This window comes from Roseovarius atlanticus (assembly GCF_019802205.1).
In the GTDB taxonomy this organism is placed as follows: Bacteria; Pseudomonadota; Alphaproteobacteria; order Rhodobacterales; family Rhodobacteraceae; genus Roseovarius; species Roseovarius atlanticus_A.
Genome location: NZ_JAHVHQ010000002.1, coordinates 211,561 through 231,096 on the forward strand (window position 1 = coordinate 211,561; position 19,536 = coordinate 231,096).

Genomic DNA, 19,536 nt, shown 5'->3' on the forward strand with positions numbered 1-19,536 from the left:
TCTCGTCTCCTTCAGATGGGGCGCGCATAGATGTCGCGCCGAAAATTGCGGTAGAACATGCCGAACACGCCGCCCCAGAGCGGGGCAAAGATCAGTCCGAATCCAGCGAAAAGAGAGAACTCCTGAACCGCGCGCTCGCCGCCGGTCACCAATTGATACAGCATGAAGACAGCCGCCGGCACGCCGTAGCTGACAAAGGCCAGCCCGGCGATGCGCCACGGTTCGGGCGGCCTGCGCCCGAGATACCACAGCAGCACCGGCACCCCGATTGCCAGGTAAATGGGCCCGCCGAACACAACCGCGAAGATCGGGATGCCCAAGGCCCAGAAACCTCCGGCGGCGACGGCCAGCGGTGCGGCCACGAGCGCGAAAAAGAACGCCACCGGATCGATCACGTAGGTTTCTTGAGTTTTCATGTATGCAGTTATTTCTGTCATTAGTGAAATCTCCAGTCAAATTTTTTACCCGGATTTGCCTTTCGGCAGGAACTTCGCCACCCGCGCCCCCAGTTTCACCGCGCTCAGCTGCACGGCCCGCGGCAGGCGCGCCACGTCTCGGTACCAGTCGTCGAACAACTGCATCGTCTCCAGCGTCTCGCGGATGCGTCCGCGCACCTTCTTGGGCGTCCCGTCGGTTTCGGCCTCCTCCGCCACCGCCTTCAAAGCGGCAAGCGTCGGCGCGTACTCACGTTCCCGCCGCCCCTCGATCACCACGTTCACCAGGTCGAACATGTCACGCACGGACGTGAAGTGATCGCGCCGGTCCCCCAACTGGCGGCTGACCTTTACCAGTTTCCAGGCCTGCAACTCTTTCAGACCGTTCGAGACATTCGACCGTGCAAGGTTCAATGTTTCGCTGATGTCTTCGGCAGTCATCGGGTCCGGCATCACGTGCAGCAACGCATGAATCTGCGCGACCGAGCGATTGACGCCCCACTTGGCGCCCATTTCACCCCAATGCAGAATGAAGTTCTGTGTGGCGGGTGAAAGCTGCATCTCATGAATCCTGTAATTTCTGTAATGGCAGAAATACCAGAAGGGAGTGCAAAGTCAAATCAATTCTCGCGGCAAATGTCCTCAGGTTCGAGAACTCGTGGCAAGCCTGCGGGTGCCCCGACGTCACTTCTGGCCGATCTTCGGCTCCGTGCCGTCTCGCAGGCGGCGAATGTTCGCCGCGTGGCGCAGAAAGATGAAAAGGGTCAAAATAATGCCAAGCACGAACAACTCGCGGTATCCCAGAAAAACCATCCAGACCGTCGACAGCGCCGCCATGTAGATCGCCGCCATGCTCGAAATGCGCATCCCCACTGCCGCGACCAGCCAGGTCAGGCAACATGCGATCCCCACGGGCCAGGCCAGCCCCAGGAAGATGCCAAGGAATGTCGCCACCCCCTTGCCGCCCCGGAACGACAGCCAGATCGGATAACAATGCCCGGTGAACGCCGCGAGCCCAGCAAGTTGCGCCGCGTCTTCGCCCGCCAGGGCCCTCGCCAGCAGGACAGCCGCGGCCCCCTTGCCCCCGTCCAGCAACAAGGTGATCAACGCGCCCAGCTTGTTCCCCGTACGCAAGACGTTCGTGGCACCGATATTGCCCGAGCCGATGTTGCGCAGATTGCCAAGCCCCAAGACACGGGCCACGATCATTCCGAACGGGATGGACCCCAGCAGGTAGCCCACCGCCGCCCACAGGGCGAGAACCGCTAGACTGGATTGGATATCAGGCATTTACGTTCTCGAAAACCGCGTGTCCGGCAACATAGGTTGCAAGAACCTTACCTTGCAAGCGCTGCCCGTCAAACGGCGTATTTTTCGATTTCGACCGCAACGTCCAGCGGTCCAGCACATAGGGCAGGTCCGGATCGAAGAGAACGAGGTCGGCGGGCGCCCCCTCGGCCAGCCGCCCGGCGTCGAGACCAAGGCGTTTCGCAGGATTCAGAGCCAGCGCCCGGAACAGCGTCGGCAGGTCCAACTCTCCGGCATGGTAAAGCCGCAGCGCCGCCGTCAGCAGGGTTTCCAGCGCCACGGCTCCGCTGGCGGCTTCCTCGAAAGGCAGGCGCTTGGATTCCTCGTCCTGCGGGGTGTGCATGGAACTGATGATGCCGACGGTGCCGTCGCGGACCGCCTCGACCATGGCACGGCGGTCGTCCTCGGACCGCAGCGGCGGCTTGACCTTGAAGAAGGTGCGATAGTCGGCGACGTCCAGTTCATTCAGCGTCAGGTGGTGGATCGACGTCCCTGCCGTCACGTCCAGCCCCGCCGCACGTGCCCGCTCCAGCACCGGCAGGCTTACGGCAGTGGTCACCTGATCCACATGGTATCTTGCGCCCGTCGCCTCGACCAGCGCCATGTCCCGCTCCAACCCCATGCGTTCGGCCATCGTGCCAACGCCCGGCAGACCGCGCAACGACGCGAACTTGCCGGATGTCGCCGCCGCGCCCGCGCTCAGCACCGGATCCTGCACATGCCCCACGACCAGCGCCCCCAGGCTGCTGGCATAGGTCAGCGCCCGGCTCAGCACCTTGTTGTCGGCCACCACGTGATCGCAATCGGTAAAGGCCACGGCCCCGGCATCCATCAGGAACCCGATCTCGGTCATTTCGCGTCCTTCGCGACCCTTGGTCAGAGCCGCCATCGGCAACACGTTCACGGGCGCCGCCTCGTTGGCGCGGCGGGCGACGAATTCCAGCGTCTCGGGGCTGTCGATCGCGGGCAGCGTGTCGGGCCGGGTGATCATCGTTGTCACGCCCCCCGCGGCGGCGGCGGCCCCGGCGCTGCGATAACTTTCCTTGTGGCGTTCTCCGGGCTCGCACACCTTGACGCCAAGATCCACGATGCCCGGCGCCAGGTGCTTGCCCCTGCAATCCACCCTTTGGCCGGCTTCGGGCGCGTTACCGCTGCCGCGGGCCTCGACCCGGCCCTTGTCGACAAGCAGCCAGCCTTCGGTGACCTCGCCCGCCTCCGGGTCGACCAGCCGGGCGTTCTCGAACACCACCGTCGTCATGCACTCTCCCTTTCCTGCACCTGCCGCATCAGTCGCATCACCTGCCCGGCCTCCGCGATCCGCTCGAAACCGATATCGACGCGGTAGTGACCATTCTTGCGCCGGCGCATCTCGTGATCGAACATGACCGATCCGGGTGTGCCGTCCCGCAGTTCCAGCCGGGTCTGGCCGGTGATCGGATAGCTCTTCAAGGTCCGTCCCTGGAATGGCAGGTCCCGCGCGATGAAGGCCCTGCTATCGGTCAGCGTGTACCAGGTATGCCGCCGCTTCCACGGCTCCCAGAAGATGCCGCCGAACGCAATGCCCAGGCCGACCGAGAAATGGATCAGACCGAACATCCAGAACGCCCCGCCCGCAGTCGCAGCCAGGATCATCCACAACAGCGCGAACCCCGCGAAGAACAGGCCGAAAATCAACGTGACGATACTGGCCGGTCCGATGGTGACACCCGGATCGGGCCGCCCCTGCCACAGGACTTTCTCACCGGGGTTCAGAATACCGTCCCATTCATCGACGTCCGCCGTCATGCCTTTGCTCCCGCAACCGCCGCATTGATCCGGGCCTTCACGGCGTCTCGGTCGGCCAGGTACTTGATCAGGTGCTTGTCGCCCTCCGTCGTCACGATCTGCACCGCCGATCCGAGAACGCGAAGCTGCGCGATCTCCCGCAGCCAGGCCTGTTTTCCGAGCGGCCCCAGCAGACGCCGGTCGGTCAAGTCCCAGCGGGCGTTCACCTCGTCCGAGGCCAGGTATCCGGCCCGCACAGCAATCGCGGCCAACCCGCCCACGGCACCTGTCCAGACATGCGGGTTGCCGATGGCCCACAGAACCACCATGCCCAGTGCCATGGCGCCCGCCGCCATCCATGCATGATCGCGCCAATAGGCTGCTCGGCCGGCGTGAAAGCTACCGACAACCCGCTCTCCGGGCTCCAGTTCCGCCTGCGGCACCATGACGGACACGGCATCGCTCAAGAGGCCACCCACACCACGGCGGCCGTCAGCGCGAACAGGACGATGAGCGCGATCATCGCCACCCGGCCCGACATGGCCGCGTCCGACTTCTTCTTCGGTTCCGGCGCGTCAGGCTCCTCCGTGGCGGGCGCCACGTGCGCTCCCGCGCTCGGGAGCGGATCGAACTGCACCGGCGCCTTGTCCTCGTTGAATGTCGCCACCAGCCGCAGCGGCGCGCGCGGCGTCAGCACCTGCGCCTGGCCGCCGAACGCGCCCGATCCGATGACCAGAACCGAGCCCTTCAGGCCTTCGATCAGCACATGCGCATCCTCGAGATCATCCGCGGAAACACCCATCCCCTGCTCGAGGTACTGGCTCAGGCCATACCCTTCCAGGTCCTCGATCTGCATCATGTCGACATAATGCGGATCCAGGGTCTCGGCCCCCAGCGCCTCCTGCAACGGCCAGCTTCCATTGCGCCGGATGAACGTCTCGGCTTGTTCCCGGCTCAGGTCCACGTCGAAGACGCGCACCACGCCACTCTCGCTTTCGCGAATCTCGATGCGCTCGCTCATGCCATCACCTCCTTGGGTTTCGCCCTCAGGTTCCGCGCCAGCAGGTCCATCGCCGCCATGCGCACGGCCACGCCCATCTCGACCTGCTCCTGGATCACGCTGCGATTGATGTCGTCCGCGATCTCGCCGTCGATCTCCACCCCCCGGTTCATGGGGCCCGGGTGCATCACGATTGCATCCGCCTTCGCATGCCCGAGTTTCTCGGCATCCAGACCGTAGCGGTGATAATACTCCCGCTCGCTGGGTATGAAACCGCCATCCATTCGCTCTCGCTGAAGGCGCAGCATCATAACCACGTCCACGTCTCTCAGACCCTCGCGCATGTCCTCGAAAACCTCGACTCCGAAGTCGCCAATACCCGCAGGCATCAGCGTCGACGGCCCCACCAGCCGCACGCGGTTCTCCATCTTGCCCAGCAGGATGATGTTCGAGCGTGCCACGCGCGAGTGCGCGATATCCCCGCAGATCGCGATGCTCAACCGATGCAACCGGCCCTTGGCGCGCCGGATCGTCAATGCATCCAACAGCGCCTGGGTGGGATGCTCGTGCCGCCCGTCGCCCGCGTTCAGCACCGCGCAGTTCACCTTCTGCGCCAGCAGGTCCACCGCCCCCGACTGCGGATGCCGCACGACCAGCAAATCGGGATGCATCGCGTTCAGCGTCATCGCCGTGTCGATCAGCGTCTCACCTTTCTTGATCGAACTGGCTTGCATCGCCATGTTCATCACATCCGCCCCCAGCCGCTTGCCCGCCAGTTCGAAACTGGCCTGCGTCCGGGTGGAATTCTCGAAGAACATGTTGATCTGCGTCAGCCCCGCCAGCGCATCGGCATGCTTCTGGTCGCGGCGGTTCAGGTCGACATAGCGGTCCGAAAGATCGAGGATGGTAGAGATATCCGACGGCGCCAGGGGTTCGATCCCCAGAAGATGCGCGTGTTGAAAAGCCATGCCACCGCTCCGTCGCCAATACCTGCGCGCTTATAGGAAAGCCCGGCGCGTGGGGCAAGCGTAGGGTGGGGTTCCACCACACCTGCCTTTCGCCGCAACGCCCGCCGCGAGGCAGGTCATCCGGCCGGACAAGCAACCCACCTTCCCCCTTCCCGCCACAGCCGCTATCTTCCGCCTCATGACCGCCCCCTTGGATTCGCACACCGCCCTTGCCCTGCTCGACTGGCAGATCGACCTCGGCGCGACCGAGGCGATCGGCGACGCGCCCGTAAACCGCTACGAGGCGCCCGAGCGGCTGACACCGGCCAAGAAACCCGACGCGGCGCCCCCCATTCCTGCTAAGGCACCCGAGCTCGACACCGCGGCCGAGGCCGGGTTCGCCGCCGCCGAAGCAGGCTCTCTCGATGCGCTAAAATCCGCGCTCGCCGCGTTCGAGCATTGCGACCTGAAGCGCGGCGCGCGCAACCTCGTCTTCTCAGACGGCCACCCGTCCGCCCGCCTGATGATCATCGGCGAGGCCCCGGGCCGCGACGAGGACCAGCAGGGCAAACCCTTCGTCGGCCGGGCCGGGCAGCTCCTGGACAAGATGCTGGCCGCCATCGGCCTGTCGCGACAGAACGACGACGCTGCCACCGGCGCCTACATCACCAACATCCTGCCCTGGCGCCCGCCGCAGAACCGCGATCCGAACCCGCAGGAAATCGCGATGATGCTGCCTTTCGTCGAACGCCACGTGCAACTGGTCGACCCCGAAGTGATCGTGCTCATGGGCAATATCAGCTGCCAGGCGGCACTGGGCAAACGCGGCATCACCCGCCTGCGCGGCCAGTGGGCGCAAGCATTCGGCAAGCCAGCCCTGCCAATGTTCCACCCCGCCTACCTCTTGCGCAAACCCCATGAGAAACGCGCCGCCTGGGCCGACCTGCTCGACCTTCAGGCCCGCCTCGAAGGACAGTCATGAAGATTCTCGCCTTTTCCGATCTGCATCTCGCACGCGCCCGCGCCGCCGACCTTGTCGCCGCCAGCGCCGAGGCCGACCTGGTGATCGGCGCCGGCGACTTTTGCAACCACCGCGCCGGGCTCGACGAGGCGATGGAGATGCTGTCCGGCATTGTCGCTCCCATCGTCGCAGTCCCCGGCAACGCCGAGAGCTTAGACGAGCTCTCCGCCGCTGCCCTGCCCAACATGACCGTGCTCCACGGCACCGGAACCACCCAGGGCGACCTTTCCCTCTTCGGCCTCGGCTACGGCGTGCCCGTCACGCCTTTCGGCGACTGGTCCTGCGACCTCTCCAACGCAGAGGCCGAGACCCTGCTCGCCGCATGCGAGAGCGCCGACATCCTCGTTCTGCATTCCCCGCCCAAGGGCGTGGCCGACCTGACCTCGCTCGACATGTCCGTGGGCTCCACCGCCATCCGCGACGCGATCGAGCGGATCCAGCCGAAACTGGCCCTTTGTGGCCATATCCACGACAGCTGGGGCGTGACCGGGCGCATAGGCGCCACGCAGGTGGTCAATCTCGGCCCCCGGCCCAACTGGTTCGATCTCTGATGATCGACACGCTCACCCTGCTGGCCTTCGTTCCCGCCGCCGTGGCGCTGAACCTCACACCCGGCGCGGACATGATGTTCTGCCTCGGCCGGGGCCTGCGCGGCGGCCCGCGCCCCGCCGTCGCCGCCAGCGCCGGAATCGTGCTGGGCGGGATGGTGCACGTCACCCTTGCGGGGCTTGGCCTCGGGGCCGCCGTCGCCACCCTGCCCTGGCTCTTCGACGTGATCCGCTGGGCCGGCATCGCCTACCTGCTCTGGCTGGCGTGGCAGGCCCTGCGCCACCCGCCCCAAGCCGGCGACACGCCGCCCGTCAAACCCTCCCGCGCCTTTCGAGACGGGATGGTCGTGAACCTGACGAACCCCAAGGTGATCCTTTTCGTGCTGGCCTTCCTGCCGCAGTTCATCGACCCCGCCCGCGGCAGCGTGCTGGCCCAGTTCCTGCTCCTCGGCGCGGTCATCGCGGCGGGCGGCTTCGTCGTCAACGCCGCCGTCGGCGTCTTCGCTGGCGGCCTTGGCCGCCGCATGGCCCGCTCGCCCGGCTTCGCCCGGGGCATCGGCTATGTCTGCGCCACCATCTTCACCGGCCTTGCCCTGCGCCTCGCCCTGATCGAAAGGACCTGACCCGACCATGAGCCGCATCGACGACACCAGGGAGTTCATCCCGGTCCGCATCGCCGTCCTGACCGTCTCCGACAGCCGCGACCTCAACCAGGATCGCTCCGGTGCCGTGCTGGTAGACCGGATCGAGGGCGCAGGCCACATCCTCGCCGACCGCATGGTCGTCCGCGACGAGCGCGACCAGATTACCGAGCAGCTGCGCGAATGGATCGCCAGCCCCGAAATCGACGTGGTCCTCTCCACCGGCGGCACCGGCCTCACGGGCCGCGACGTGACGGTCGAGGCGCACAGGGACGTCTATGAAAAGGAAATCGACGCGTTCGGGACTGTCTTCACCATCGTTTCCATGCAGAAGATCGGAACCAGCGCAGTGCAGTCACGCGCGACGGGCGGTGTTGCAAACGGCACCTACCTTTTCGCCCTGCCCGGCAGCCCCGGTGCGTGCAAGGACGCATGGGATGAAATCCTGGCCTACCAGTTCGACTATCGCCACAGCCCCTGTAACTTCGTCGAAATAATGCCGCGTCTGGACGAACATTTACGACGGAAGTGACCTTTGGCCGCGTATCAGCACCATGAAACCTTGCCGCGGGCGTCTATCTTTATGGTATGACTGCCCCGCGCCAAGTGGCTTAAAAGGTTGATCTGAATGCGGTTCCTGCGCCACAGCCTGACCGGACTGTTCCTGCTGTCCCTGACAGTGGGCCTGTTCGCCTATGCCGGTCAGATCGTGTTTTCCGCCGTCCAACAACGCATGAGCGCCGAAACCCAAGCGCCCGAGCGGCGTGAGCGCGTCTTCGCCGTCAACACCGTCACCGCCGAACCGGGCACGCAAACCCCGATCCTGACAGCCTATGGCGAGGTCGAAAGTCGCCGCACGCTGGAAATCCGCTCCGACACCTCGGGCCGCGTCACTGAACTGACCGCACTTTTCGAGGATGGCGGCCGCGTCCGCGACGGGCAGGTGCTGGCCCGCATCGACCCGACCGACGCGCAATTCGCCCTCGACCTCGCCCGCGCCGACCTCACCGATGCCGAGGCCGAGGTGCGCGAGGCCGAACGCGGCCTCAACCTCGCCCGAGACGAGCTTGCCGCGGCGCAGTCTCAGGCCGAGCTGCGCAAGCGCGCCCTCGACCGCCAGCTTGATCTGGAGGAGCGCGGCGTCGGCACCGCTGCCGCCGTCGAACTCGCTGAACTCGACGCCGCCAGCGCCGAACAGGCCGTGCTGACCCGCCGTCAGGCCGAGGCGACCGCCGAGGCCCGCGTCGACCAGGCCCAGACCCGCCTGTCGCGCAGCCGCATCGCGCTCGCCGAGGCGCAGAAGACGCTGGACGAGACCACCATCACCGCCCCCTTCACCGGCACGCTTCAGGCCGTCAGCGTCGTCGAGGGCCGGCTCGTCTCCGCGAACGAGAAGCTGGCCGACCTCATCGACACCACCGCACTGGACGTGGCCTTCCGGGTCTCCACCGCGCAACACCGCCGCCTGCTGGACGAAAACGGCGACCTGATCCTCGCCCCTGTCCGCATCCGCCTCGACGTCTTCGGGCTGGAAATGGAAACCACCGGCCGCATCACACGCGACAGCGCCGGGGTCGAGGAAGGCCAGACCGGGCGTCTGGTCTATGCCCGCATCGACGACCCCCAAGGCCTCAAACCGCGCGACTTCGTCTCGGTCCTGATCGAGGAACCGCCGCTCGACAATATCGTCCGCCTGCCCGCCACCGCACTTGGCTCGGACGGCACCGTGCTGGCCCTGACCACCGAAGAGCGCCTGCGCGCCGTCCCCGTCACGCTGGTCCGCCGCCAGGGCAACGACATCCTCGTGGCTGGTGACGGCCTCGACGGCCTCGAAATCGTGACCGAGCGCAGCCCGCTTCTGGGCCCCGGCCTCAAGGTCCGCCCTCTGGGCACCTCGCCCGAGGCCGAGGAAACAGCCCAGATGCTCGAACTTTCCGAGGATCGTCGCGCCCGCCTACGACAATTCGTCGAAAACAGCCCAGACATTCCCGCCGCCATGAAGACCCGCCTTCTGGGTCAACTGGAGCTTCCGGAAGTCCCGGCACAAACCGTCGAACGGCTCGAACGCCGCATGGGCAGCTAACCCATGGTCCGCGACCTGCCCGACCGCGCCGGCGGCATCCTGTCCTATTTCACCCGCCACCCCACGGCGGCGAACCTGCTGCTCGTGGTCCTCGTGGTCCTCGGCCTCGCCGCCGCCCCCCGGATGCAGGCGCAGTTCTTCCCGGACGTCATAATCGACGAAGTCAGCGTTTCCGTCCTCTGGGACGGCGCCAGCGCCGAGGATATCGACGCCGGCATCGTACAGGTGCTCGAACCCGCGCTTCTGGCCGTCGAAGGCGTGGAAACCTCGCAAGCCACCTCGCGCGAGAACACCGCCAGCATCCAGCTTGAATTCGAGCCGGGCTGGGACATGGGCCGTGCCGCCGACGATGTCTCGGCTGCAGTCGACAGCATCACCGACCTGCCCGAAGAGGCCGAGGAACCCCGCGTCACCCGCGGCGCGTGGCGCGACCGCGTCACCGATATCGTCCTGACCGGCCCCGTCGCCACGCCCCAGCTGGGGCAGTTCGCCGACGAGCTGGTCACCCGCCTCTACGACGCCGGCGTCACCCGCACCACGCTGCAAGGCGTCGCCGCGCCGCACACCATCGTCGAGGTGCCCACAACCAACCTGCTGGCCCACGACATCACCATGGCCGAGATCGCCGCCGTGATCGCAGCCGAGGCCGACACCGACCCGGCGGGCGACGTCACCGGCGGCGCCACCCGCGTCCGCATCGGCACCGAGAAACGCGCCACCGACCAGATCGAGGCGCTGATCCTGCGCTCCAATCCCGACGGCTCCAAGCTCACCATCGGTGACGTGGCCGACGTGCGGGTCGAAGGCATCGACCGCGAGCAACAGTATTTCGTCGGCAACAACCCGGCCCTTCAGATCCGCGTCGACCGCTCCGCCAACGGCGACGCGCTGGCCATACAGGCCCGGGTCGAGGACATCGCCGCCCAGATGGAAGCCACCCTGCCCGAAGGCACGGAACTGACGCTCATCAACACGCGCTCAGACGCCATCTCGGGCCGTCTCGACATGCTGATGGACAACGGCCTGACCGGGCTGGCACTGGTGGTCTCGCTGCTGTTTCTGTTCCTCAACGCCCGCACCGCCTTCTGGGTCGCGGCGGGCATTCCCGTGGCGATGCTGGCGGCCATCGCGCTGATGTACGCGGCGGGGTTGACCATCAACATGATCTCGCTCTTTGCGCTCATCATCACGCTGGGCATCGTGGTGGATGACGCCATCGTGGTGGGCGAACACGCCGACGCCCGCGTGCGAAAGTACCGCGAAAACCCCGTGCAGGCCGCCGAACGTGCCGCCCGGCGCATGGCGCTGCCGGTCTTTTCCGCCACGCTCACCACGCTCATCGCCTTCTTCGGTCTTGTCGCCATCGGCGGACGCTTCGGCGACCTGATCATCGACATCCCCTTCACGGTGATCGTGGTGCTGACCGCCTCTCTGGTCGAGTGCTTCCTGATCCTGCCACACCACATGTCCCACGCGCTCGCCCACGCAGGGAAGGAACGCTGGTACGACTGGCCGTCGCGCACGGTAAATCGCGGCTTCGTCTGGCTGCGCGAACGCGCCTTCCGCCCCTTCATGGCGCTGGTCGTCCGCGCCCGCTACCCGGTGCTGGCCGGCATCATCGTGCTCCTCGCCTCGCAGGCCGCGCTCTTCATCAAGGGCGACGTGCAATGGCGCTTCTTCAACGCCCCCGAACGCGGCAGCGTGACAGGCAACTTCTCCATGGCGCCCGGCGCCACGCGCGACGACACGCTGGCCATGATGCGCCAGATCCAGACCGCCGTCGAAGACCTCGGCGACGATTACGAGAATCGCTACGGCGCCAACCCCATCAAGTTCGCCATCGCCCAGATCGGCGGAAATGCAGGCGGCGGCCTTGCCGGGGCCGACACCAAGGAGCCCGATCAGCTTGGCGGGATCTCGATCGAACTCATCGACCCCGACCTGCGCCCCTATTCCTCCTTCGCCTTCGTCGCCGAGCTGCAGGATGCCGTCCCCCGTCACCCCCTGACCGAGGAACTCAGCTTTCGCGGCTGGCGCTCCGGCCCCGGCGGCGACGCGCTCGACGTGGAATTCTACGGCGCCACCGCCGAGACTCTGAAGGACGCCTCCGAGGCGCTCAAATCCGCGCTGCTCGACTATCCCGAGGTATCGGCGGTCGAGGACAACCTGGCCTATGACAAGCAGGAACTGATCCTCGAACTCACCCCGCAGGGCCAGGCGCTCGGCTTTACCATCGACGATCTCGGCACCGTCCTGCGCCACCGTCTCAACGGGATCGAGGCCGCGACCTATCCCGACAGCGCCCGCAGCGCCGAGATCCGGGTCGAGGTGCCCGAATCCGAGCTCACGGCCGACTTCCTCGAACGCATGCAGGTCCGCGCGCCCACCGGCGCCTACCTGCCGCTGGCCGACATCGTCAGCGTGACCGAGCGCGTCGGCTTCTCCACCATCCGGCGCGAAAACGGCATCCGTCACATCAACGTCACCGGCGACATTTCCGAGGACGATCCCGCCCGCGCCGCCGAAATCAGCACCGCGCTGGAAACCGAGATCCTGCCGCGCATCGCCAGCGTCCACCAGGTCGAATGGCAACTGGGCGGCCTTGCCGAACAGGAAGGCGAGTTCCTGGACGACGCGCGGCTGGGACTGATCCTGACGCTGACCGGCATCTACCTCGTCCTCGCCTGGGTCTTCGCGAGCTGGACCCGGCCCATCGTGGTGATGTCCATCATCCCCTTCGGCCTTGTCGGCACGATCTACGGGCACGCCTTCTGGGACGTACCGCTGTCGATGTTCACAGTCGTGGGGCTTCTGGGCATGACCGGCATCATCATCAACGACTCGATCGTGCTGGTCACCACCATCGACGACTACGCCAAGGAGCGCGGCATCGTCCCTGCGATCATCGAAGGCGCCGTCGACCGGCTGCGCCCCGTCATGCTGACCACGCTCACCACGGTGCTGGGCCTCGCCCCGCTTCTCTTCGAGCAATCGACCCAGGCGCAGTTCATCAAGCCCACGGTCATCACGCTGGTCTACGGCCTCGCCTTCGGCATGGTGCTCGTCCTGCTGCTGGTCCCCGCGATCATCGCCATCCAATCCGATGTCGCGCGCCAGACCGCCTCCCTTCGCCGCGCCCTGCGCTCCAAACCCGGGGAATTGCGCGGTGTCATGCTGGCGGGCGGGGTGGCCATCGCGGCACTCTTCGCCGCCACGCTTGGCGCAGCGGCGGTCACCGGCAGCCTGCCAGGGCCGCTCTCCGGACTGGCCCTCGCCGCGCCGATGCCGACGGCGCTGCTACTCTTCGCCGTTGGAAGCCTGGTGATCGTTCTGCTGCTCTATACCGTAGTCGCGATCCGCCACGCCCTGCGCCGTCAGCCCGCCGAGCAGCCCTGAATATCCACCGCGCCGCCCCGGCTCAGCACCGTAAAGCGCAGGCTCCGGCGGTCGACTGCAAACGACCGCCCGTCGACATGGCTCAGAACTGCACGCGTTACCAATGTCTCCCCTTGGCGGGTCGTTTCGGGCGCAGAGACCCAAAGCCTCGGATCACCCGCCTCGACCACCGCGTATTCCGACACGCCCAGTTTCGGCATCCGGATCGTCGCGGTCAACTCGACGCCCCCCTCGACGGGCGACAGCCGGCAGGCCACGCTCCGAACGCCGGCCTCCTCGGCACCGTAGGGCCGCTCGGTCAGGGCTGCCACGATGGCCGGGTCCGGCTTTTTCGCGGCACTTGGCAACACCTGCGCCACGTTCACGCTGATCGGCACGCAGATGTCCTTGCACACCCCGATCTCCAGCTGGCCCTCGAGACGCACGTCGCGCCCGCCCGCCTTGGGGCGAACGCGCAACGGCACCACCACGTCATGGTCATAGCCGATGGTCATGAACCCGAATTGCGGCACCGGCTTGGGCGACGGCCAGATCACGTCGACGCCCGAAAGGTTGCGCGACCCCCGCCAGTTGAAAAGCGGCGGCACCCCGGCCTCGCCCGGACTGCGCCAATAGGTTTTCCATCCCGGCGCAAGGTCCAGCCGCAGGCCCGCGTAGTGGCTGCCATCCGCCGCCCGCCATCCCGGCAGCACGTCGACCCGCACCATGTCCGCGGTATCCTGCGCCGAAACGGACCCGGCGCACGTGGCCAGAAGAGCAGCTTTCAATAGGGTCATGATCTTTCGCATGTGGCCTCTCATGGCGGGTTTCATCGGCTTTGCCAATTCACATTGAAGCGAGAAATCCCGCCACTCTCAAGGTGGGATGGTTGCACAGAGCGCCCCGCACCCCCATCATGGGTTCTGCAACCAAACCACCGGGGACCGCCTTGAGCGACATTGACCTGACCGGAAAACTGCTGATCGCCATGCCCGCCATGGGCGACGACCGCTTCGCACAGTCGGTGGTCTTCATCTGCGCCCATTCGCCCGAGGGCGCCATGGGTCTTATCGTCAACAAGCGCGCCGACGACCTGCGCCTCAGCGACCTTCTGGACCAACTCGACATCGCACAGGGGCGCGACATGACCAACCTTCCCGTGCATTTCGGCGGCCCGGTGGAACACGGTCGGGGCTTCGTTCTGCATGATTACGGCTATCACTCGGCGATCTCGACGCTGGACGTGAACGACGATTTCGCCATGACCGCGACAATGGACATCCTCGAGGATCTTGCGCTGGGCCGCGGCCCCCTGCGCAATATCGTGGCCCTGGGCTATGCCGGCTGGGGTCCCGGCCAGCTGGAAAGCGAATTATCTCAAAACGCGTGGCTCACGGTCGAGGCCGACAAGGAGATCGTGTTCTCCCACGCCGACGCGACCAAGTGGGAATCCGCCCTGCAGAAACTGGGCGTCAGTTCCGTCACCCTCTCGTCCGAGGCCGGCCGCGCCTGACGGTAAAAGACCTGTTAAGGCTTTTACCCGCCCGGTGTCACGCGGCGTAATCCGACCCTTCCGCGTCGAGGATCGCCATCAGTTCCGCCAGGTGCCGGTCGCCCTGCTCCGGATAGTCTTCAATTTCGCGCGCGGTCTTCTCGGCCACCTCGTCCGGTAGCACCCGCAACGGCTGTCCCGTCTGCAACGCGCGGATATAGGTCTCGGCGGCCCGCTCGAAATAGTACATGCGGTTGAAGCAATCGGCGACGGTATCGCCCATCACCAGGATGCCGTGATTGCCCATGATCATCACTTTCTTGGCCGGGTCCCCCAGCATCGCCGCGCAGCGTGCGCCCTCGTCCTCGAAGGCCAGCCCGCCATAGCCGTCATCTATGACGTAGCGGTTGAAGAAGGTGGCGCAGTTCTGGTCGATCGGTGGCAGGCGGCTGTCGGCCAGGCTGGCCAGCACCGTGGCGTAGATCGAATGCACATGCATCAGGCAACGGTGATGCGGGCACGCCCGATGCACCCCGCCATGCAAACCCCATGCGGTCGGGTCCGGTGCTCCGGGGTGCTCCAGCGTCTCTGGGTCGTTGGCGTCGATCAACAGCAGGTCCGATGCCTTGACCCGGCTGAAATGCACCTGGTTGGGATTCATCAGGAACTGCGTGCCATCCGCGTTCACCGACAGGCTGAAATGGTTCGCGACGGCCTCGTGCATGTTCAGCCGCGCGGTCCAGCGAAACGCCGCCGCCAGTTCCACCCGCTCTTTCCAATGGGCGATGTTCGCCACTGTATCGTGGTGTCCAGTCTGCAGCATGGTACATCTCCTTGTCCGGGGCTCGGCTGCAGATTGCGCCAACGAAGCAGAATTTTCAAACCCGTTTCCACGGATGTCGGGACCCGTTTCTCCCGGTCCTTCAAGAATTCACGCTCCGATGGAAATCCACCCCTCGTTCGCGCGTTCAAACTCCAGAAACATGAACACACTGAAGGCGCCCCCGACGCGATCGCGTGCGTTACCAGCCGATTCTGAAAAGGAGACGATCATGACGCACTCCAATATTCTCATCATCGCCACCTCTGCCAGCCGCATGAGTGACGGCGAGTCCACCGGCCTCTGGCTGGAAGAGTTGACTACGCCCTATTACGCGTTCCGCGACGCGGGCGCGCACGTCACGCTCGCATCCATTTCTGGCGGGGAAATTCCCGTGGATGCCCGAAGCCTTGCCGTAGAAGACGACCGCGAAACATCGGTGCAGCGCTACATGGACGACACCGCAGCCCGGTCTGCCGTAGCCAAGACACCGCGCTTCGATTCCCTCGATCCGTCAGATTTCAACGCTCTCTTCCTGCCCGGCGGGCACGGAACAATGTTCGACTTTCCCGACAACCCCGACCTTGCCCGCCTGATCGAGACGTTCGACCGCGACGGCAAGCTCATCGCCGCTGTCTGTCATGGCCCCGCCGCCCTCGCCGGACCGACGCGGCCCGACGGCAAGCCGTTTGTCGCCGGCCGCAAGGTTGCCGCATTCACCGACAGCGAGGAACGCGCCGTGGGTCTCGACAAGGCCGTGCCGTTCCTTCTGGCGTCACGGCTCAAGGCTCTCGGTGCCGACCATCACAGCGCTCCGGATTTCCAGCCCTTCGCCGTCCAGGACGGCAACCTGATCACCGGGCAGAACCCTCAATCCGCCGAGAAGGTCGCACAGATGGTGCTCGACGCGCTGGATCAGAAAAAGCAGGCCGCCTGACTGTCAGGCATGCAAACCGAACCAAGCGCTTCCACTCGTAGGGTGGGTGAAAACCCACCCTGCCTCTCCATGCCTTCAAAAGTAACCTTACCGCCGCGCCAACAAGCCACGGGCGCGCCTTCGTCATGTGCGCCGGCGACATCCTCCTGCAAGTCAACATGCCAACCGAAGTAAGACATACGTCAATCACCGCTCGATCTGCGCGCCCTCTCTTTGCCAGCCATGATCCCCGACCAGGTACCGCGTGCGGGCCGACCGTTGAAACTCGCCGTCCTCGGCGACCATTCTCGTGATGGTGACATCGTCGGCATTGCAGTCCAGCACCGCGAAATCGTTCGGATGGCCTCGCCGACGTGTCGAAAGGCCGGTGCCGCAGTGCAATTGCAGGGTCATGTCCGCGCCCTTGCGGCGCACGAACGGTTCCACGAGCCATTGGTGCAGGTGGCCCGACATGATGATATGAGGACCGCATCGCGCCCAGTGTTCCAGCGCGTCCGAGGCGCCGACCATCAGATCTTTCTCGATATCTTCGGTATGGTGAAACGGGTGGTGTGCCGCGATCACGGTCAGGCCGGCCCGAGGCGCGGAAATGGCCTCGCCAATCCTGTGCACATCGGCCGTCGCGACACGCCCCCGCTGATGCGCCCATGGGTCCGTCGTGTTCAGCCCCACCACCCTGACCTCTCCAAGATCGACCGTGGGGGCAAGCTCCTGGCAAATCCAGCGCCTGTACCGTCGAAAGGGGTCCCAGGCCCTCAATAGCAGATTGTACAGCGGGATGTCGTGGTTCCCCGGCACACCCAGCCATGGTCGGCCGAGCGAGTTCATGAACTCAGCCGCCGGCCGGAACTGCGAGGCCCGGGCGCGCTGGACGAAATCGCCGGCCATGACCACCAGATCCGGGGCCGCAGCTCCTATCGCCGTCCGAAGCGGCTCCAGCAGATCGGGATCCTCCCGACCGAAATGCAGGTCACTGATCTGAACGAGCCGTGTCATTCGGCCGCATCCGGCTTGCTCGCGGTCTCGGGCACCCGGACGGTGATGGCGTCCTTCAGGATGCTGAACGTGAACGGCGCCTTCATCCGGTGTCTTTCCCCGTCCAGGGCGACATCCCGCGCCGACCGCCTGATCTCGACGGTTGCGTGCTCGCCCGTGAGCAAGGTGAAATCCCGGCCTTTGCGCACATCGCGCAACGCAACAAGCAGGGCTTTCCAGACAAGCATGAACCGCCCGACATCCGGCGCCAGCAAAATCGCGAACTTGCCGGCCCGAACCGCGTCCGCGCCCTCGATTTCAAATTCATCCAGCTGATACGCACTCATCGCGACGAACAACGTCGGAGCCTTCGCGCTTTGCAACTCTCCGTCGACCTCGATGCGCATCGTCAGGGGCCGATAGACGGTGACCATCGCAACAAGGACCGACCAGTACGCGGCCAGCCTCGAACGTCCCCAACGCTGATAGACGCTCTCTCGCTCCTTCAGGATCGTCGGGTACAGACCGATGCTCGCATTGTTGATGAAGACACGCCCGTTGACACAGCCCAGATCGATCTTCTCGCCACGTCCACGGCAAATCGCGTCTACGGCCTCTTCCGCGTCCTCGGGAATGCCGAACCGCCGTGCGAAATAGTTGAACGTTCCGAACGGAAGCACGCCAAGATCGATGCCGCTGTCGGCGAGCGCGCCAGCCACGGCACAGATGGTTCCGTCGCCGCCCGCGGCCACAACGCACTCGACGCCGGACTCCTCGATGACCTGCGCCACCTTCGCCGAAAGGTCGTCTCCGCTAGAAACCGGCACGATCTTGACGGGCGTCCCACGCGCCTTGAACAATTCCTCGATTGTATCGGCATCCGGATTGGCGTCGCCCTTTCCAGAGTCGGTGTTCAGGATCACGATGTGAGACATATGGGCTTTCAAGCGTTTTGGGGTCTTCGGTCGTCCCGGGCCTCCTGCCCGGGGCGTCACCAGACCCAACTGCGGAAGGGCGGCATCTGTTCCTCTGGCCAAGGGGGAACGTCCACGTCTCCGCGCATTACCGCGCAGGGAATTCCGGCGCGCGCCGATGCAACCGCGAAAGGCGCGGGTCGACCTCTTGACACGAGGTGTGCATGACGTCCATTTGATCAGTCCGCTTTCCAGGTCCTGGATATCCGGACAATCCTGCAAACTTCAGGACCTGAGGGTTAACAAGAGTTCCATGACAACCGTCCGCCGACACATGCTCAACGCGCTAGGCAAGTTATTTGCCGAAGACAACCTCGTCGTCATTCGCAATGAAGGCGGGCTGGCCAGCCAGATTGGTTTTTGGGCGCTTGGTCACGAGTTAGCTGGTTCAGGGTACGACGTTAAATTCGACAACTCATGGTTCAGATCCAACGGCATGGACCTGAATGGCCGGTTCCCGAGAAATCTCGATTTCCCAAAGGCTTTTCCCTCCCTGAACCTTGTTGAGGCTTCGAAGTTCGAAAGAACCGTTCTGAAAAGATTGAACAACTTTACGGAGGGGGACCCAACGACAGTCATGGCGCCCGCGTATCTCGGCGGTTTCTATGACCGCTGGAAGCTGGTCGTCAAACACCAGAAACTTCTGTCCGAAAGCTTTGCACCCGACGCCTCCTACTTCTCGAATGAAGACCTGGAACTGCTGGAGCAGATCAAGCGAGAGCCCAACACGTGCGGTGTCCATGTTCGTCGAGGGGATCTTTCAAATGATCATCAGCACTACGGCAAGGCCCTGGGTCCGGATTACTTTACAAGAGCCCTCGCTGAAGTTGACGCCAGACATGAAGATACGACATTTTATTTCTTCTCGGACGAGCCGGACTGGGTGAAAGAGAATATCGGCAGAAGCCTGGGACCTGAAACCTCTTACGTCGTTGTTGACAACAACGGTTCAGACCGGGGCTTCGTGGACTTGTATCTCATGTCCCGATGCCAGTCATTTGTCAGCTCGCAAGGAGCCTTTGGGAAATACGCCAGGTTACTCGGAGATCCGTCCCGCCTGATTGTCGAGCCAAGTTCCCACGCTCTTTTCAGCAAAGACGACAAAAACGTTATCGTCTTGGACGTTTAGGAAATCACTAGGGCCGTCCTGCCTGTGCCCTGCAGACCGCAAGTCCATGCCGCAAACAACGCCTCTCGGCAGCGCCGCGACACGACAG

At 64.9% G+C, this 19,536-nt stretch carries 21 protein-coding genes; 9 read left to right on the plus strand and 12 right to left on the minus strand.

The annotated features are described in order from the left end of the window. Positions 1-11 precede the first annotated feature (11 nt). The 8 genes from KUV49_RS01155 to KUV49_RS01190 all read right to left on the minus strand — a co-directional run bounded on the left by KUV49_RS01155 (position 12) and on the right by KUV49_RS01190 (position 5,474). A complete protein-coding gene (locus tag KUV49_RS01155; RefSeq protein ID WP_222451236.1) occupies positions 12-416 on the minus strand; it encodes a hypothetical protein in 405 nt (134 codons plus the stop codon). A gap of 45 nt (positions 417-461) precedes the next feature. Next, positions 462-995, minus strand: a complete 534-nt coding sequence (locus tag KUV49_RS01160) for a GbsR/MarR family transcriptional regulator (protein WP_152491157.1) — start codon at positions 993-995, stop codon at positions 462-464. Between the two features lie 123 nt (positions 996-1,118). Then, positions 1,119-1,724: a glycerol-3-phosphate 1-O-acyltransferase PlsY gene (gene plsY, locus KUV49_RS01165; protein ID WP_222451237.1), complete on the minus strand. Its 606-nt coding sequence runs from the start codon at positions 1,722-1,724 to the stop codon at positions 1,119-1,121. Next, positions 1,717-3,000 carry a dihydroorotase gene (pyrC, locus tag KUV49_RS01170; RefSeq protein ID WP_222451238.1) on the minus strand — a complete coding sequence of 428 codons (1,284 nt, stop codon included), beginning with the start codon at positions 2,998-3,000 and terminating at the stop codon, positions 1,717-1,719. The genes plsY and pyrC overlap by 8 nt, the downstream gene beginning before the upstream one ends. Beyond that, positions 2,997-3,527: an aspartate carbamoyltransferase catalytic subunit gene (locus KUV49_RS01175; protein ID WP_222451239.1), complete on the minus strand. Its 531-nt coding sequence runs from the start codon at positions 3,525-3,527 to the stop codon at positions 2,997-2,999. Before KUV49_RS01175 ends, pyrC begins: the two co-directional genes overlap by 4 nt. Beyond that, entirely contained in the window at positions 3,524-3,973 is a 450-nt protein-coding gene (locus KUV49_RS01180) for a hypothetical protein (protein ID WP_410000770.1), read from the minus strand. Before KUV49_RS01180 ends, KUV49_RS01175 begins: the two co-directional genes overlap by 4 nt. Then, positions 3,970-4,527 (minus strand): hypothetical protein, encoded by a 558-nt coding sequence (locus tag KUV49_RS01185; protein WP_222451240.1) that lies wholly within the window; start codon positions 4,525-4,527, stop codon positions 3,970-3,972. The genes KUV49_RS01180 and KUV49_RS01185 overlap by 4 nt, the downstream gene beginning before the upstream one ends. Further along, positions 4,524-5,474: an aspartate carbamoyltransferase catalytic subunit gene (locus KUV49_RS01190; RefSeq protein ID WP_222451241.1), complete on the minus strand. Its 951-nt coding sequence runs from the start codon at positions 5,472-5,474 to the stop codon at positions 4,524-4,526. Before KUV49_RS01190 ends, KUV49_RS01185 begins: the two co-directional genes overlap by 4 nt. Positions 5,475-5,652: 178 nt before the next feature. On the opposite strand from KUV49_RS01190, the gene KUV49_RS01195 reads away from it, so the two are divergent. From KUV49_RS01195 to KUV49_RS01220, 6 genes are all read left to right on the plus strand, one after another. After that, positions 5,653-6,435, plus strand: a complete 783-nt coding sequence (locus KUV49_RS01195) for a uracil-DNA glycosylase family protein (protein WP_222451242.1) — start codon at positions 5,653-5,655, stop codon at positions 6,433-6,435. Beyond that, positions 6,432-7,025 (plus strand): metallophosphoesterase family protein, encoded by a 594-nt coding sequence (locus KUV49_RS01200; protein ID WP_222451243.1) that lies wholly within the window; start codon positions 6,432-6,434, stop codon positions 7,023-7,025. Before KUV49_RS01195 ends, KUV49_RS01200 begins: the two co-directional genes overlap by 4 nt. Further along, complete coding sequence (locus KUV49_RS01205; RefSeq protein ID WP_222451244.1) at positions 7,025-7,645, plus strand: LysE family translocator; 621 nt, start codon at positions 7,025-7,027, stop codon at positions 7,643-7,645. The genes KUV49_RS01200 and KUV49_RS01205 overlap by 1 nt, the downstream gene beginning before the upstream one ends. A gap of 7 nt (positions 7,646-7,652) precedes the next feature. Continuing rightward, the gene (moaB, locus tag KUV49_RS01210) at positions 7,653-8,195 is read left to right on the plus strand and encodes a molybdenum cofactor biosynthesis protein B (RefSeq protein ID WP_222451245.1); all 543 of its coding nucleotides are present in this window, start codon (positions 7,653-7,655) and stop codon (positions 8,193-8,195) included. A 96-nt stretch (positions 8,196-8,291) separates the two neighbouring features. Then, entirely contained in the window at positions 8,292-9,746 is a 1,455-nt protein-coding gene (locus KUV49_RS01215; RefSeq protein ID WP_222451246.1) for an efflux RND transporter periplasmic adaptor subunit, read from the plus strand. A gap of 3 nt (positions 9,747-9,749) precedes the next feature. Beyond that, positions 9,750-13,142 carry an efflux RND transporter permease subunit gene (locus KUV49_RS01220; RefSeq protein ID WP_222451247.1) on the plus strand — a complete coding sequence of 1,131 codons (3,393 nt, stop codon included), beginning with the start codon at positions 9,750-9,752 and terminating at the stop codon, positions 13,140-13,142. On the opposite strand, the gene KUV49_RS01225 is transcribed toward KUV49_RS01220, so the two are convergent. Beyond that, positions 13,121-13,918, minus strand: a complete 798-nt coding sequence (locus KUV49_RS01225) for a protein-disulfide reductase DsbD domain-containing protein (protein WP_222451248.1) — start codon at positions 13,916-13,918, stop codon at positions 13,121-13,123. The two genes, KUV49_RS01220 and KUV49_RS01225, sit on opposite strands and share 22 nt — an antisense overlap. Before the next feature lie 161 nt (positions 13,919-14,079). Between KUV49_RS01225 and KUV49_RS01230 the strand changes: the two genes are divergently transcribed. Further along, the gene (locus KUV49_RS01230) at positions 14,080-14,634 is read left to right on the plus strand and encodes a YqgE/AlgH family protein (protein ID WP_315899556.1); all 555 of its coding nucleotides are present in this window, start codon (positions 14,080-14,082) and stop codon (positions 14,632-14,634) included. A 37-nt stretch (positions 14,635-14,671) separates the two neighbouring features. On the opposite strand, the gene KUV49_RS01235 is transcribed toward KUV49_RS01230, so the two are convergent. Beyond that, the gene (locus KUV49_RS01235; protein ID WP_222451250.1) at positions 14,672-15,436 is read right to left on the minus strand and encodes a class II aldolase and adducin N-terminal domain-containing protein; all 765 of its coding nucleotides are present in this window, start codon (positions 15,434-15,436) and stop codon (positions 14,672-14,674) included. A gap of 229 nt (positions 15,437-15,665) precedes the next feature. Between KUV49_RS01235 and KUV49_RS01240 the strand changes: the two genes are divergently transcribed. Then, entirely contained in the window at positions 15,666-16,370 is a 705-nt protein-coding gene (locus KUV49_RS01240; protein ID WP_222451251.1) for a type 1 glutamine amidotransferase domain-containing protein, read from the plus strand. Between the two features lie 186 nt (positions 16,371-16,556). On the opposite strand, the gene KUV49_RS01245 is transcribed toward KUV49_RS01240, so the two are convergent. Further along, complete coding sequence (locus KUV49_RS01245) at positions 16,557-17,366, minus strand: metallophosphoesterase family protein (RefSeq protein ID WP_222451252.1); 810 nt, start codon at positions 17,364-17,366, stop codon at positions 16,557-16,559. Continuing rightward, a complete protein-coding gene (locus KUV49_RS01250) occupies positions 17,363-18,268 on the minus strand; it encodes a diacylglycerol/lipid kinase family protein (RefSeq protein WP_222451253.1) in 906 nt (301 codons plus the stop codon). Before KUV49_RS01250 ends, KUV49_RS01245 begins: the two co-directional genes overlap by 4 nt. Before the next feature lie 304 nt (positions 18,269-18,572). Here KUV49_RS01250 and KUV49_RS01255 point away from each other — a divergent pair, with 304 nt between their 5' ends. Continuing rightward, positions 18,573-19,448, plus strand: coding sequence for an alpha-1,2-fucosyltransferase (locus KUV49_RS01255; protein WP_222451254.1), 876 nt, complete (start codon positions 18,573-18,575; stop codon positions 19,446-19,448). Positions 19,449-19,536 lie beyond the last annotated feature (88 nt).